Origin of the sequence: Nocardia sp. NPDC005978, from assembly GCF_040614455.1 — a bacterium.
Taxonomy (GTDB): Bacteria; Actinomycetota; Actinomycetes; order Mycobacteriales; family Mycobacteriaceae; genus Nocardia.
In genome coordinates this window covers 83,482-97,272 of record NZ_JBEXUS010000009.1, presented here as the reverse complement: position 1 = coordinate 97,272, position 13,791 = coordinate 83,482, and the positions used below count along the sequence as shown (strand labels likewise).

Below are 13,791 nucleotides of genomic sequence, written 5' to 3'. Positions count from 1 at the left end.
GGCGTGGACATGAATGTCTTCCGGGCCACCCAGCATCCGGGCTGGCCGGCGCATCTGGGCCCGGTGCGGGTGGCGGCGGGCCAGGTGACGCTGCGGCCCATCCGGTTACGCGATGCCGCGGCGTGGTCGCGGATCCGCACCCGTGATCGCGCGTATCTGGAGCAGTGGGAGCCGACCGGGCGCGGGGCGTGGGAGGCGCGCAATCACGCCGGGAACTGGCCGTCGCTGTGGTCGAGCCTGAAGGCGGAAGCCCGGCGCGGGGCCATGATTCCGCTCGTCATCGAGGTGAACGGCACGTTCAGCGGGCAGTTGACGATCGGCAACATCGTGCGCGGGGCGTTGCGTTCGGCCTGGATCGGTTACTGGGTCGCCAAGGACGTGAGCGGTCAGGGGGTGGCGACCGCCGCGCTGGCGCTGGGGCTCGATCACTGTTTCAGCGAGGTGGGCCTGCACCGGGTGGAGGCGACCGTGCGGCCGGAAAACCTTGCCAGCCAGGCGGTATTGCGCAATGTGGGCTTCCGTCAGGAGGGTCTGCTCGAGCGCTACCTGGATGTGGACGGGGGCTGGCGCGACCATTTGCTGGTGGCGATGACCGTGGAGGAAGTCTCGGGCACGGTGGTGGACAGGCTGATTCGCGCGGGGCGGGTCGCGCAGCAGTAAGTCCGGGGCGCTCCGGCGGGGAAAGCGCGGCCGTGCGCCGGTCGCTCGGGCGTAGCTCGCGGATCCGTACGGCCACTAACTTGTGTGACTACTGTGGCAGGTGTTGACGGCGCGCCTGCGGGCCATTCCTGAGGTGTCGAATTAGCCTACGGACGTCGGTGGTGCGCCTTTGTATCGCCGATAGGTGCCACGGTGCACGTCGAAGGGAAAATGGGCCAGGCGGGGACGGAGGTGAGCGCATGCCGAATTCGATCTTGTGGATCGGGCTGGTCGTGCTCTGGATTTTCGTCGTTTTCCCCATGCTGACCTCCCGGCATCCGCGCATTCGCCAGCACACCGACGCCGCGCTCTCGACGCGGGTGCTGCATCGCGGGGATGCCAAGCCCCTCGCCAGAAAAGGTCCGGCCACCGGGCACGAGACCGATCCGGACTACGTGCCGGTTCGCAGGAAGCATCACCACAGCGATGATCCGGAGGATCGGATGACCAGATCGGACGACAGCACCACAGCTGGATCGGACGACGAGGATTTCGACACCGACCGTGAACGTGACTCCGCGAAAGCGCCTTCGGCGACCGCGGTGACCGAGCCGAGTGGCGATGCCGCCGAAACGGCCGCATCCGAGCAGGATCCGGCAGACAATGACCTCGACGTCGCGGACCAGGAGCACCCGCGCGCCGAAAACGAGCACGAGACAGCGGAATCCGAGGACGTGGCCGCCGAATTCGACGACCGGGACGAGTACGCGGGCGAACGCGCGTCCGAGACGTCCGACGAGTCCGACTACGACGACGCGGAGCCCAGGCCCCGCGGCCGGGCCGACACCATGCGCACCCGGGACGAGACGGCGCGTTCGCGGGTCCCCGCACTGCGTGACGAGGATCTGGATCGGGAAGCCGACGAATCCGATTCCGAGGACTCGGATTTCGTGCCCTCGCGGCGCGGGCGCGGCGGCTACGACCCCGAGGCCGACGCGATCGCCCGCGCCGCCCGCTACACCTTCCGCCAGCGCGCGGTGCTCGGCCTGCTGCTCACCACCCTGGCTCTGGCCGCGGCCGGCGTGGCCGTGTCCTCCGGCCTGTGGGGCCTCGCTGGTCTGTCCGGCGCGGTGCTCGTGGCCTACCTGGCCTACCTGCGCCGCCAGGTGCGGATCGAAGAGGACATCCGCCGCCGCCGCATGTCCCGCCTCGGTGGCCGCACCCGCGACCACGACGAGGAGGAGGAGTTCGACCGCGAGCCCGAACGCCCCCGCCCCGACCGCGATACGACCCGCAGCCAGCTCCGCCGCGCGGTCCTGGTGGAACCCGACGACGAGGACCCCGTCTTCGAGAACCTGGAGCTCTTCGACGCCGCGACGGCCCGCGCGGTCCGCGCCCGCGCCTCCGGCAACCGCGTCCGCCACGCGGCGGTAGGCGAGTAACCGAACGCTTCCGCCCGGCCCCGGTTGGCACGCCAACCGGGGCCGCTCACGTATCCGGCCCGCTTTCCCAACCCGCAATGCCGGTGCGCCCAACCGGATGCCGGTGCGCCCAACTGGACTTGCCCGCCCAACTGGACTTGCCCGCCCAACCGGACTTGCCCGCCCAGCCGGACTTGCCCGCCCAGCTGACCTTGCCCGCCCAGCTGACCTTGCACGCGCAAACGGCTTGCACGTCGCCGGGCATCTGCACCCAAACGGACTTGTATGCCCGGCGGGCCCTTCGCATCCGTCAATGCCCTGCGCGCCCTTCCCTCAGCGCCGCCCCGCCTGCTCGACACGGTCCGGCTGCCACTCGGGGCCGAAGATCTCCCGCTGTTGCACCGCGGAGAGCAGCAGCCCGCTGAACCTGCGCCGAGATATGCCTGTGCGGATGGATGGGAGCGTGCACGCTGATTGCGCGACGGTCGAACATCCCCGGCACGGCGGCTTGCTCGCCCAGACACAAGCGTCCGATTGGTCACTACAGCCGCGAATCCAAATGCCGCCGGAACCACCGCCACAACCCATACGAGTGTGGGTTCTGCGGCGCCGGCGGTGCACCACACAGGCGGTGAGTGCCGTACCGGCGGCCGCCCGTCCGGCTCCGGCGAGCCCGCAGGTCTCCATCCCGGCCAGAGGTCACCGCCTCGGTTCCGAACTAAGGCGAGGTTCGCCAACTATGTTGGGCTGCAACGAATCTCAACGTCGAGCGCTGGCGAGAATGCGAGACGTCATGAATGATAATGAAATCTGCAGGTGGACAACAGTTTTCGCCACCAGTCGAGGGCGGTCAATGCTGCGTCCAGGGGCAGGGCGGGTAGCAACCCAGGCGGTCGACGCGATCGCGCTGCTGTAGGGGTCCGAGTTGCCGAGTACGTCGTACCCGGGTAGGCCCAGGTGGTCGTCAAGTTTCGCTGCGAGCAACGTGCCTCCGCACTCGGGGTGACGTACTCAAAACATCCCGGGGACAAGCGAACACGCGCACGGCGCACACGCGCGAGGACTGCGCGCGGCGGGAGCCCCGGCGGGTCGAGAGGAGCCGGCCGGGGCCTGGGCCGCGCCATGGCGGGAATCCGTCTGTGCTGCTCGGCCGGTGCGATCCGGTCGGCGGTAGTGGCCGGGTCCGTGGGGCTTGGTCGCGCCGGGGCCGGGCGGCTATGGGGGGTGTGCGGGCCGGTCGGATATGGGTGAGGGCCCGGCCGTGGCCGAGCCCTCGGGGTGTGGGGGAATCGCTAGTTGGGTGGCGCGGCGGGGTCGGCCGGGGCGCGGTCGGAGGCGGGGATCTGTTGCTCGATCAGTTCGGCCAGGCCGCGGAGTTTGGCGGCGAAGTCGCGGGCGGCCAGGGGGTCGCGGCTCGAACCCTTGACCAGGCGGCGGGTCAGGACCGCCAGGCGGGTCTCGGCGGTGCTGAAGACGTTCGGGTTGCGGGGCGGCAGGCCGCTCAGGTCGCCGCGGAGCCAGGCCTGCAGGCGTTCGACGGCCTCGATCTCGTCGTAGTGGGCGGGCAGCACGGCGAGGGCTTCGCGGAGCTTGTTCGCGGTGACTTTCACGTCGGCCGCGAGGGTGGTGTAGACGGTGACCGCCGCGTCCTCGCCGTGCGCGACGGCGATGGGCAGCAGCTCCCGGATCTGGCCCTCGTTGATGGACGGCGCCACCGGGTGCAGCCGCGCCGCCAGCGGCCACGCGCGAATCAGCTTGTGCGCGTAGGACCGCTGCATGTCCCAGCGCTTCTCCACGTAGTCGTCGAAATTGGCGTGGTCGGCCCGGTAGAGCCGCCCGTCCCGCACGATCTGCAGCGCCCGCCCGGCGGTCCAGAACGCCACCCGCAACGCGTCGATGGAGCTCTCGCACGCTTCGAGCTGTGCGAGCTCGCCGCTGCTGAGCGGACCGTCCCCGGCCTCGGGTAGCTCCATGCTGAGCACGCTCCCCGCACCGGCCGCGCCGGTCGCATCGACCGTACCGCCCGCGTCGGCCGCATCGACCGCACGGTTCGCGGGTATACGGCCGCGTGATTCACCGCCGCCCGCGCCCTCGCCCGTCGACCGGACGGGTGCGACCGTGCCACCGTAGGTCTCGGCCGCCGTCGGTTGCCCGCCCACCTGCTCGGCCGGCTTGCCACCCGTGGCCGTGGCGGGACCGACCACGATATCGGCGGGCGTGGCCGGACCGACCACGATGTCGGCGCCCGTGGTGTTTCCGGCCGGCTTTCCCAGGGAATCCGCGACCCGCGTCGCGACCTTGGCGGCCTTGGTGCCCGAGAGCGTGGTATTCGCCGGCGGTGTCGTCGCGGGCCGCGCGGTTGTGGAAGTCACCGGAGCCGGTTGTGCGCCCGGCCCGGTCGCGGCATCCGGATCGATCTTCGGGGCCGGGATGCGGGGCTTGATCACCGCCGTGCGCGAATGCGGCGCGGCGGCGCGGGATTTCGCGGCCACCGCGGCCTGCACGGCCTTCGCCGTCTTCGTGGCGCTGGTTTCCGTCGCGCGGGTGGCGGCCGGATCGACCGGGCGGGCCGGGATCGGTTCCATCGGGTGGACGGGCCCGTTCATGCCGCGCCATTGCGCGTCGCGCAGCGGGGACACCGGCGGGGTGTGCTCGGCCTCGTCCGCGAGCGGATTGCGCGCGGGGACGGCGATTCCGCCGCCGATGGTGTTCTTGCGTCGCTGCGGTGGCATCAGGCGGAAACCTCCAGTGCGGTCCGGGTGTTCAGGTCGTCGGTCAGGTACGGCGCGATGAGCTCGTCGCCCACCTGCCGGTATTCGCCGAGATCGGCGAGCGGGTTCTCCGCGCCGTCGCCGACCTCGCCGTCGGCGGCTTCGCGGTACCACTTCCACGCGCTCACACAGGATTCGAAGACGTCGTAGCCCGCGCCTTCGAGATTGCCGCGCTGCGTCCGGTACTCGGTGGAGACGTTCACCCCGTTCTTCATGGTCACCGGAACCTTGGTCATCAGCACCCGCACCCGAATGGCCCGGTCGTTGCCCGCCGCGGCTTCCTCCGCGGCCTTGTAGGTGCTGGGCACGCGCTTGACCTCGGAGGGACTCACGCTGGTGATCAGCACCAGTTCGTCGGTCTCGGGCACCGCGGCCTTGAAGATCTCCGCCGATTCCCCGCCGGCGTCCACGATGATGACGTCGTACTTGGCCGCGTTGTCGGTGATGCAGTCATCGACGTGCCGCGACGGAAAGGCGATGAGCTCGAAGGGAACCGAGATGTTCTCCTTCCGCAGCCGCCGATACCAGGAGTACCCGGTCTGGCTGAGCGGGTCCGCGTCGATCACCAGCACCCGCAGTTCGTACACCGTCGCGAAATAGGCGGCCAGAAAGAAGGCCGAGGTGGTCTTGCCGACGCCGCCCTTGAGATTTCCCAGGGTTACCACGAGGGGCTCGGGAAGGGCGGGCCGCACAATGGATTCGGTCATGAAAGATCCTCCGGTCCAATGGGGAGGGCATGTGTGTACAACGGTCGCACCGTGCGCGTTTCAGTCTCACACGCTGGTGTTTCGGAGTCGCGGAACGCGCCCGCGATTCGCCGAATCGGCATGCGAAAATTACTGTGTCCAATTGGATACAGTTTTCGACGCTACGATTCCGTTGAAATCCAGCCGACCGCTGCCGCGCGATTCGCGAACTCCGCGTACGGAACACCGCCGGCGCCCGACCACAGGTGCTGCGCCATGATGGGCAACCGCGCACGCACCGGTGCGATCAATTCTCCGGGCGTCATCGCGTCGGGGTCATCGCACCACAGGAACACCATGGACCCCCGCAACAATGGCAGATCCGAGTCGGGCAGGCGCTGGCCGTTGACGAAAAGCCCGGGGTCCCAGGCATACAGCAATTCCGGCGGCGCGTTGAGCGCGGCGGAAGGCCCGCCCGAGGCGAAGTACGTGGGCGTGAACGCCGCGTTGAGAATCGGGTGCCCGGCGGCGGTGAGCTGCGCGGGCGTGCGGCCCCCGGGCAGCCACGGCAGCCCGCCGGCGCTCGACGACCAGTACTGCATGACGATGCCGGGGCGGGGCGCGAGCACGCTCGCGTGGTCGAAACCGTCGTTCCAGGCCCGAGCGGTCTTGCCGAAGGATTCGACGATACCGGTGGCCCAGTTCGCGAAGGCGACGATCACGTCGCCGGCCGCCGCGCCGGGACCGATGGCGCGCGTGGCGTATTCGCTCAATTGCGGATAGCGGCTGTAGTCGGCGACGTACTCGTCGCAGCCGATGTGCCAGTACCGCCCGGGGAACATCGGCACGAATTCGCGCAGGATGTCCTCGATCAGCCGGTAGGCGTCCGGGTTGGTCAGGTCGACGCGGCCGCCGACGCCGCCGCCGATGATGCTGTCCTGAATGGCGTCCTGCGGTCCGGTGCGCTGCGGTCGCAATACCAGATCCTGGTGCTCGGCGAGAATGGCGTTCATATGGCTGGGCATATCGATTTCCGGCACGATCTCGATGCCGTAGGAATCCGCGTAGTCCACGATGTCGGCGATGTCGGCGGCGGTGTAGTGCTGCGGCGAGGTGATTTCCGGATGCACCCGGCTGGCGAGCCGGAACCCCTGGGTGTCCGAGAGGTGCAGCTGCACCATATTCATGCGCAGATAGGCGGCGTCGCGAATGCGGGCCTTCACCCAGTCGACGGAGAAGAATTCGCGCCCGGTGTCGAGCATGAGGCCGCGTTCGGCATACCGCGGCCAATCCTGCGCGATACCACCGGGAATGGCGGTGTGCCGGCGCAGCCACTGCAGAACGGTCTGGGCTCCGTGTAGTACACCGAGTCGATCGCGGGCGGCGACGTCCAGCTGCTCGCCGGCCGAAATCCGATAGGACTCCGCGGCTTCGGGTGCGTCGTCCGCGACGCGCAGCACGATATCGCCGGTCCGGGCGCCGCCGCTCGCGACGGGTACGACGCGCCCGGCCCGGGCGAGATCCGCCGAGAGCAGCAGCGCGGCCTCGGACAGTTCGCCCGCGGCGACAATGCGCGACTCCGCACTCAGCGCGAATCCCGTTCCGCCCGGCGTCCATTCTCGAATGCTCGGCACCGTGATCGGAAGTTGTTGTGCCGCAACAGGATTCGCTGCCGCACTCGGTATCGCCCAGGATATCGCGGTCGCCGCGGCAACCAGGATCGCGAAATATCCACCGCGTTTGCCCGCCCCGCGAATTTGCCCGCCGACCGTTGCCGAACCACCGAACACGCTGATCCCTTTCGGTACGGAGTCGCGACCGGCACAAATTACCAGGACGATGGCAGACTGATGCTGCGTCAGCCGATATTCCACTCCAATCCCACTCCATCCGGAACGATTTCGAGGTGCGAAATGACCACATGGCAATCAATGGCCATGGCCGTTGCGACGCTCGCCTTCGCGGGTGTTTCCGTGGCCGCCGCGCCCGCCCAGGCCGCGCCGGTCTGCGCCGGCGCGGGACAGCCCACCTTCACCGTGGCGAACGTGGGCGGCGCGCTCGAGGGGCTGACGGTCGATGCCCGCGGCCGCGCCTTCACCACCGATCTGACGACCGGCCGGGTCTTCCGCATCGACGCCCCGGGCGCACCCGCGGTGCCGATCGCCACGGTCCCCAGCGGTGGCGCGGGCGCGCTGGCCTGGACCCCGGACGGGCGGTTGCTCGTCGGCTACGGCGCGGACGCGCGCGTGGTGGCCGGTGACAGCCTGCGGCACGCCGGCATCGTGACGGTCGATCCCGACACCGGTGCGACCGTCCCCTATGCCTCGGGCCTGAGCGCCGCCAACGGCATGGACGTCTCCCGCGACGGAATCGTATACGCCACCAATGATTTCGCCACCCTGGTGGGCCGGGTGTACCCGGATGGCGTCGTGCAGCCGGATTGGGCCGTACTCCCCAGCGCCAACGGCGCGGTGCTGAGCAGCGACGACGAGTTCCTCTACGTCTCGCGGACTTTCGCCGCTCCCGGGGTGAGCCGGATCCCGGTCGCCGCGCCCTGGGCCCCGCAGTCGCTGCTGGATCTGGGCGGCGCCGACTATTTCGCCGCGCCGGACGGCCTGACCCTGGACGCCGCGGATCGCCCCGTGGTGCCGCTCAATCCGTCCGGCCAGGTGGTGCGGATCGACGCACCCGGGCAGTTCTGCGTGCTCGGCACCGGCGGAGCGCTGACCAGCGTGGTGAGTTACGGCCGTGGCGACCAAGGGTTCTCGGCCGGGCGGCTGTTCGGCGCGACTTTCACCGGGGTGATCTACGAGATTCCCGGCGGGTTCGATCCCGGCGCCCGGACCGCGACCCCGTAAACATTCGTGCCTCGGGCCGGGGATTCGATTTCCGGCCCGGCGTATGTTCGGGAGAGCTCGAACGCTACTTTGCATTCGCAACCGGGCCTATCGCGTAATGCGCACGAAAAGCGGATAACACCAGGTTAATACGAGTGTAAAGGTGACGGTACGGTTCAGCCCCCTACGCGCGGGGCTTCGCTGTGTTGCAATAGGAGAGGCGGTTGCGACGAGCTTTTCCGACGGGCTCCCCCTGGGCGCGTGCCGGCTGCGGCGAGTGTCTCCGCCACCGGCCGCAACCGATGAAGGAGGTGTCCCGATGCCCGGAGGACGACTCACGCCGGACGACCGTCGGCGTATCGCAACAGGTTTGACGCAGGGGCTCGGCTACGCGGAGATCGCACGCAGGCTCGGCCGCCCCACCTCCACGATCAGCCGCGAGGTGACCCGCAACGGCGGGCCCGGCCACTATCGCGCCGACCTGGCGCACGCCGCCACCGTGGTTCGCTCGCGGCGCCGGGTCATCCGGCCCAAGCCGATCGAAAAGCTCACCGGGGCCGACGAATACGGCCGCGATCCCGACGTCGTCGCGGACTTCCGCGATCGCTTCGCGGAATTGTTCGTCCGCTCGGGCATCCCCAAAATGGCGGCGGCCGTGCTCGCCTGCCTGTACGCGGCCGATTCCGGCAGTGTCACCGCCGGTGAGCTGGTGCGCCGGCTGCGGGTGAGCCCGGCGACCATCTCCGCCGCGGTCGGCGACCTCGAAGGCCGCGAACTCATCCGCCGCGAACGTGACGTGGGCACCCGTCGCGACCGCTACTTCATCGACGAATCCGCCTGGTATCGAGCCACTCTCGCAGGTGTGCGAGCCAATGAGCAGCTCGCCGCCACCGCCCGCGCCGGGGCGGGCACGCTCGGCGCGGAGACGCCGGCCGGGGCCAGGCTGCTCGGCATGGGGGAGTACCTGGAGAAAGTTGGGCTGGACGTCACTCGCGCGGCCGATCGCTGGCGGGCTGAACTCACCCGCTGATTCGCGCGTATGTCCTGCTGGAGCGTCGGCCGATACCCCTTCCTTTCGGCCGGCGCTCCACTGTCGTTCGGTGTCCCATAGACATACATACGGTATGTATGTAAAAGTTGACCGGTACCGACCGCATTGGAGACGAACCATGGCAACCAGTACATCCCTCGGACCCGCGCGCGAAGTGGACCTGCCCGGAGGCCGCGTCCGCTACCACGACACCGGTGACGGGCCGCCCGTCGTATTCGTGCACGGCCTGTTGGTCAACGCCGATCTGTGGCGCAAGATCGTGCCCGACATCGCCGCGGCCGGCCACCGCTGCCTGACCCCGGACTGGCCCTTCGGCGCACACGAGATTCCGCTGCCCGCAGCCGATCTCACCCCGGCCGGGATCGCCGATCTGATCGCCGCCTTCCTCGAAGCGCTCGATCTCACCGATGTGACGATCGTGGCCAACGACACCGGCGGCGCCATCACCCAGATTCTGCTGACCCGGGATCGCTCCCGGATCGGCCGGGTGGTGCTGGCCGCCGTGGACAGCTACGGCAACTTCCCGCCGCAGCCGTTCAAGATCCTGCCCTATCTCGCCCGGGTGCCCGGGTCGATTCGCCCGCTCACCGAGGCGCTGCGCTGGCGGGCGCTGCATCGGCTGCCCTTGGTGCTGGGCTGGGTGGCCAAGCGACCGGTGCCGCCCGAGATCGGCGATTCCTATCTGCTGCCCAGCCGCCGGTCGGCGGATATCCGCCGGGACCTGCGGCGCGTGCTCCGGACGCTGAACAAGAGCTACACCCTGGCCGCGGCCGCCGAATTCGCCGAGGTGAAGGTCCCGGTGCTGCTGGTCTGGGCGCGCGAGGACAAGCTCTTCCCGCTCGCCGACGCCGAACATCTGGTCCGTGACCTGCCCGATGCCACCCTCACGGTGATCGACGACTCCTACACCTTCCTGCCCGAGGATCAGCCCGAGTTGCTCACCAGGTCGATCCTGGAGTTCACTCGGCTGCATGCCACGCCGTAGCCAGGAGGATCGCTCGCGCGCCACCCGGGCCGCGCTCGAGGAGGCCGGACGCCGGCTCTTCATCGAGCGCGGCTTCGCGGGCACCTCCGGCGCGGATCTGGTGGCGGCCGCGGGCGTCACCCGCGGCGCGCTGCACCACCACTACGGCGACAAGCGCGGGCTGTTCCTGGCCGTGCTGGAGCAGATCGAGGCCGAGGCCATGGCCGAGATCGAAACCGCCATGGCCGCGGGCGATCCCGCGGATGTGATGGGCGGCATGGCCGTGGGCGTCGGCCTGTTCATGGAGATCTGCACCCGGCCCGCCATGGTGCGGATCGCGCTCATCGACGCCCCGACGGTGCTCGGCTGGCAGGCGTGGCGCGAGTTCGAGAACGCGCACGGGCTGGGCCTGATCACCACGCAGCTCGAACGCGCCCGCGCGGCCGGGCTGATCGGCGACGTCCCCGTCCAGGTCCTGGCGCAACTGCTGCTCAGCGCGCTGAGCGAGGCGTCGCTGATCGTCGCGCACGCGGCGGATCCCGACACCGCGCGGGCACAGGCCCAGCACTCGATCATGCTCTTGATCGCCGGCATCCTGCGCCCCTGAGCGCGGTCGAATCAGGTCGTCGCGTGCCGTCGCAGGAATTCGTGCGCGGCCGTGAACACCGCGTCCGGCGCTTCCAACTGCGGCCAGTGGCCGATGTTCTCGAGGCTCACCACGTCCGGGTCCGGAATCACCTCGCGATAGCGCGCGGCCATGTGCGCACCCGAATTGGGATCCACCGGCCCGTTGATCAGCCGCAGCGGGGCCGGCGTCCGCAACAGCGCCCCGACCCAGCGCTCCCGGAACTGCTTGCGCTCCTCGATGAATCGGCCCACCAGGTGTGAGACGAAGCGCCCGCGGTTGTGGAACAGCACCTCCAGCAGCACCCGCATCTCGTCGTCGGTGGGCTTGGTGTCCGGGCCGAACATCTCGCGGGTGGCCGCGGACACGACGGAATCGGTCATGAGCGGCCCGAGGACGTACCCGAGCGGCGAGGTCAGCAGTCGCTGCACCAGGCGGGGCCGGTAGACCTCGATGAACAGCCCGCCGTTGAGGAAGACGACCGCGTCGATCCCGGCCGCCGGGACCCCTTCGTTCCGGCGGGCCAGGAGTTCCTGCGCCACACTGACTCCCAGATCGTGGGCCAGCAGCAGGGTGTGTTCCACCCCCAGATGCGCGAGCAGCGCGTCGTGCATGTCGGCGTGGTCCAGGACGCTGTACTCGTGCCGGACGGGCTTGTCGGAGAAGCCCATTCCCAGCATGTCCGGCGCGATCACGTCGTAGTGCGCGGTCAGTTCGGGCCAGATGCGGTGCCAGTCATAGGAGTTGTACGGGTATCCGTGCACCAGTAGCAGGGTGGGGCCGCTGCCCTCCCGGATGTAGAAGATCCGGTTGCCGCCGTACTCGAAATACTCGCCGCGCTCGATCCAGTCCACGAGTTCGGGTCTCATACGATCTCCTGCCGCACTGCGAAGCCATCGGACGTTCCGATCCTGCCCGACTCGATGCGGTCACCGCGAGCGCGGGGCGTCGTGAGCGTGCTCGCCGCCGATTTTCAATCAGTGATTGAACCGCCGATTGAAACGTGTTCTACTGGGCGGGTGGTCCGAGTGAACGATGATCTGTCGACGCGGCAGAAACTGCTGGCCGTCGCCGAGCGGCTGCTGCTGGAATCTGGGTACGACGCGGTGTCGGTGCGGGCGGTGAATGCCGCGGCGGGTATGAATCCGGCCTCGGTGCACTACCACTTCGGCTCCAAGGAGGCGCTGGTCGCGGCGCTGCTGGAGGATCGGCTCGCGCCGATCTGGCGGCAGCAGCTCGACGCGGTGAGCGAGCGCCGGGCGCAGGGCTGGATGCCCGCGATCACCGAGCTGGTGGACGTGGTGGTGGACCCACTGGCCGAACTCGCCGACGACCCGGTCGGCAGGCTGCGCCTGCACCTGCTGGCCCGCGTCGTGCTGGGCGGTCGCGAACAGGCGTGGAGCGCCGAATGGTTCGCGCTCGAACCGTGGGCCGATCTGCTCTGCGCCATCCGCCCCGAGCTGTCCCCGCGCGCGGCCGCGGCCCGCTGGGGGCTGGCCTTCACCCTGGTCCTGGAGTACTTCGGCGACCCGCTCTCGGCAGCACCGCGCACCCGTCAGGTCCCCGTGGACTCCCTGAAAACCTTTGTAGTGGCAGGACTTACGCACTGATGACCGAGATCTTCGCACCGGCCCGGCTGGGCCCGGTGCTGCTGCCCAACCGCATCATCAAGGCCGCGACCTTCGAGGGCGCGACCCCGCGCGCACTGGTCACCCCCGAACTCATCGACTTCCACGTCCGGCACGCGCGCGGCGGGGTGGGGATGACCACGGTCGCCTACTGCGCGGTCCTGCCCGAGGGCCGCACCGACCGGCATCAGATCTACATGCGGCCCGAAGCCGTTGCGGGCCTTCGGGAATTGACCGACGCGGTGCACAACGCCGGAGCCGCGGTATCCGCTCAGCTCGGCCACGCCGGACCGGTGGCCAACGCCGCGTCCAACCGGCTGCCCGCGTACGCACCGCATCGAATTCCGAGTCCGCTGGGCATGCGAATGATGCGCCGCGCCAGTGCGTCCGATCTGCAACGCGTGGTCACCGCGCACGCGGACGCGGCGCGGCTGGCGATCGAGTCCGGATTCGACGCGGTGGAAATACATTTCGGGCACAACTATCTGGTGAGTTCGTTCCTGAGCCCGCGTTTGAATCGCCGCCGTGACGAATACGGCGGCTCCGTGCGCAATCGCGCCCGGCTGGCACTGGATATCGCACGCGCGGTGCGTGATTCGGTCGGCGATGCCATCGCGGTCACCGCCAAACTCGGCATGGACGACGGCGTGCCCGGCGGTTTCGCCATCGACGACGCCGTGCAGGTGGCGCAATGGCTGGAGGCCGACGGCAGCGTCGATGCCCTGGAATTGACCGCGGGCAGCTCCCTGCTCAATCCCATGTACATCTTCACCGGCGAGGCGCCGCGCCGGGAATTCGCGGCCGCCTTCCCGCCGCCCATGAGCTGGGGGTTGCGCCTGGCCGGCCGGCAGTTCCTGCGCGAGTACCCCTTTCGGGAGGCGTACCTGCTGGACCGGGCCCGGCGCGTGCGCGCGGAGACGAAACTCCCGCTCATCCTGCTCGGCGGCATCACCCGCCGCGAGACCATCGAACAGGCGCTCGGCGAGGGCTTCTCGTTCGTGGCCATGGCCCGCGCGCTGTTGCGCGAACCCGATCTGCCCAACCGCCTGCGCGCCGAACCGGGCACCGCCTCCCTGTGCATTCACTGCAACAAATGCATGCCCACCATCTACTCGGGGACCCATTGTTTTCTGGCCGCGACGCCGGGGTGAGAACGACACCCCGGGAAT

13 protein-coding genes and 1 pseudogene are annotated in these 13,791 nt (G+C 69.3%); 9 read left to right on the top strand and 5 right to left on the bottom strand.

The features are described from left to right. The first annotated feature begins 9 nt into the window (after positions 1 to 9). Together ABZ319_RS06275 and glpR are read left to right on the top strand one after the other, a co-directional pair. Positions 10 to 660: a GNAT family protein gene (locus ABZ319_RS06275; RefSeq protein ID WP_354985255.1), complete on the top strand. Its 651-nt coding sequence runs from the start codon at positions 10 to 12 to the stop codon at positions 658 to 660. 239 nt (positions 661 to 899) lie between these two features. Beyond that, positions 900 to 2,081, top strand: coding sequence for a gephyrin-like molybdotransferase receptor GlpR (glpR, locus tag ABZ319_RS06270; RefSeq protein ID WP_354985254.1), 1,182 nt, complete (start codon positions 900 to 902; stop codon positions 2,079 to 2,081). A gap of 46 nt (positions 2,082 to 2,127) precedes the next feature. Here glpR and ABZ319_RS06265 read toward each other — a convergent pair whose 3' ends face one another. The 4 genes from ABZ319_RS06265 to ABZ319_RS06250 form a co-directional block, all read right to left on the bottom strand. Beyond that, positions 2,128 to 2,313: a hypothetical protein gene (locus tag ABZ319_RS06265; RefSeq protein WP_354985253.1), complete on the bottom strand. Its 186-nt coding sequence runs from the start codon at positions 2,311 to 2,313 to the stop codon at positions 2,128 to 2,130. Between the two features lie 1,039 nt (positions 2,314 to 3,352). Then, positions 3,353 to 4,792 carry a hypothetical protein gene (locus tag ABZ319_RS06260; protein WP_354985252.1) on the bottom strand — a complete coding sequence of 480 codons (1,440 nt, stop codon included), beginning with the start codon at positions 4,790 to 4,792 and terminating at the stop codon, positions 3,353 to 3,355. After that, a complete protein-coding gene (locus ABZ319_RS06255) occupies positions 4,792 to 5,538 on the bottom strand; it encodes a ParA family protein (RefSeq protein WP_354985251.1) in 747 nt (248 codons plus the stop codon). Before ABZ319_RS06255 ends, ABZ319_RS06260 begins: the two co-directional genes overlap by 1 nt. A gap of 161 nt (positions 5,539 to 5,699) precedes the next feature. Continuing rightward, positions 5,700 to 7,391 carry a family 20 glycosylhydrolase gene (locus tag ABZ319_RS06250; protein WP_354985250.1) on the bottom strand — a complete coding sequence of 564 codons (1,692 nt, stop codon included), beginning with the start codon at positions 7,389 to 7,391 and terminating at the stop codon, positions 5,700 to 5,702. 39 nt (positions 7,392 to 7,430) lie between these two features. Between ABZ319_RS06250 and ABZ319_RS06245 the strand changes: the two genes are divergently transcribed. The 5 genes and pseudogenes from ABZ319_RS06245 (at position 7,431) to ABZ319_RS06225 (ending at position 10,976) form a co-directional block, all read left to right on the top strand. Then, entirely contained in the window at positions 7,431 to 8,375 is a 945-nt protein-coding gene (locus ABZ319_RS06245; RefSeq protein ID WP_354985249.1) for a hypothetical protein, read from the top strand. Positions 8,376 to 8,673: 298 nt separating this feature from the next. Further along, positions 8,674 to 8,865: pseudogene (locus ABZ319_RS06240) on the top strand (helix-turn-helix domain-containing protein); the annotation flags it as partial. Next, entirely contained in the window at positions 8,854 to 9,384 is a 531-nt protein-coding gene (locus ABZ319_RS06235) for a helix-turn-helix domain-containing protein (protein WP_354985296.1), read from the top strand. The pseudogene ABZ319_RS06240 and the gene ABZ319_RS06235, both read left to right, overlap by 12 nt. A 139-nt stretch (positions 9,385 to 9,523) precedes the next feature. Then, positions 9,524 to 10,390, top strand: coding sequence for an alpha/beta hydrolase (locus tag ABZ319_RS06230; RefSeq protein WP_354985248.1), 867 nt, complete (start codon positions 9,524 to 9,526; stop codon positions 10,388 to 10,390). Then, positions 10,377 to 10,976, top strand: a complete 600-nt coding sequence (locus tag ABZ319_RS06225) for a TetR/AcrR family transcriptional regulator (RefSeq protein ID WP_354985247.1) — start codon at positions 10,377 to 10,379, stop codon at positions 10,974 to 10,976. The genes ABZ319_RS06230 and ABZ319_RS06225 overlap by 14 nt, the downstream gene beginning before the upstream one ends. An 11-nt stretch (positions 10,977 to 10,987) precedes the next feature. On the opposite strand, the gene ABZ319_RS06220 is transcribed toward ABZ319_RS06225, so the two are convergent. Next, entirely contained in the window at positions 10,988 to 11,863 is an 876-nt protein-coding gene (locus tag ABZ319_RS06220; protein ID WP_354985246.1) for an alpha/beta hydrolase, read from the bottom strand. A 159-nt stretch (positions 11,864 to 12,022) separates the two neighbouring features. Between ABZ319_RS06220 and ABZ319_RS06215 the strand changes: the two genes are divergently transcribed. Together ABZ319_RS06215 and ABZ319_RS06210 are read left to right on the top strand one after the other, a co-directional pair. Further along, positions 12,023 to 12,604: a helix-turn-helix domain-containing protein gene (locus ABZ319_RS06215; RefSeq protein WP_354985245.1), complete on the top strand. Its 582-nt coding sequence runs from the start codon at positions 12,023 to 12,025 to the stop codon at positions 12,602 to 12,604. Continuing rightward, positions 12,604 to 13,773: an NADH:flavin oxidoreductase gene (locus ABZ319_RS06210; RefSeq protein ID WP_354985244.1), complete on the top strand. Its 1,170-nt coding sequence runs from the start codon at positions 12,604 to 12,606 to the stop codon at positions 13,771 to 13,773. Before ABZ319_RS06215 ends, ABZ319_RS06210 begins: the two co-directional genes overlap by 1 nt. Positions 13,774 to 13,791: the final 18 nt, after the last annotated feature.

Bases quoted from the DNA above. Each gene is read 5' to 3' on its own strand.
- ABZ319_RS06220 (WP_354985246.1), bottom strand. From the start codon at position 11,863: ATGAGACCCGAACTCGTGGACTGGATCGAGCGCGGCGAGTATTTCGAG.
- ABZ319_RS06230 (WP_354985248.1), top strand. From the start codon at position 9,524: ATGGCAACCAGTACATCCCTCGGACCCGCGCGCGAAGTGGACCTGCCC.
- ABZ319_RS06275 (WP_354985255.1), top strand. From the start codon at position 10: ATGAATGTCTTCCGGGCCACCCAGCATCCGGGCTGGCCGGCGCATCTG.
- ABZ319_RS06210 (WP_354985244.1), top strand. From the start codon at position 12,604: ATGACCGAGATCTTCGCACCGGCCCGGCTGGGCCCGGTGCTGCTGCCC.
- ABZ319_RS06245 (WP_354985249.1), top strand. From the start codon at position 7,431: ATGACCACATGGCAATCAATGGCCATGGCCGTTGCGACGCTCGCCTTC.
- ABZ319_RS06225 (WP_354985247.1), top strand. From the start codon at position 10,377: ATGCCACGCCGTAGCCAGGAGGATCGCTCGCGCGCCACCCGGGCCGCG.
- ABZ319_RS06255 (WP_354985251.1), bottom strand. From the start codon at position 5,538: ATGACCGAATCCATTGTGCGGCCCGCCCTTCCCGAGCCCCTCGTGGTA.
- ABZ319_RS06260 (WP_354985252.1), bottom strand. From the start codon at position 4,792: ATGCCACCGCAGCGACGCAAGAACACCATCGGCGGCGGAATCGCCGTC.
- glpR (WP_354985254.1), top strand. From the start codon at position 900: ATGCCGAATTCGATCTTGTGGATCGGGCTGGTCGTGCTCTGGATTTTC.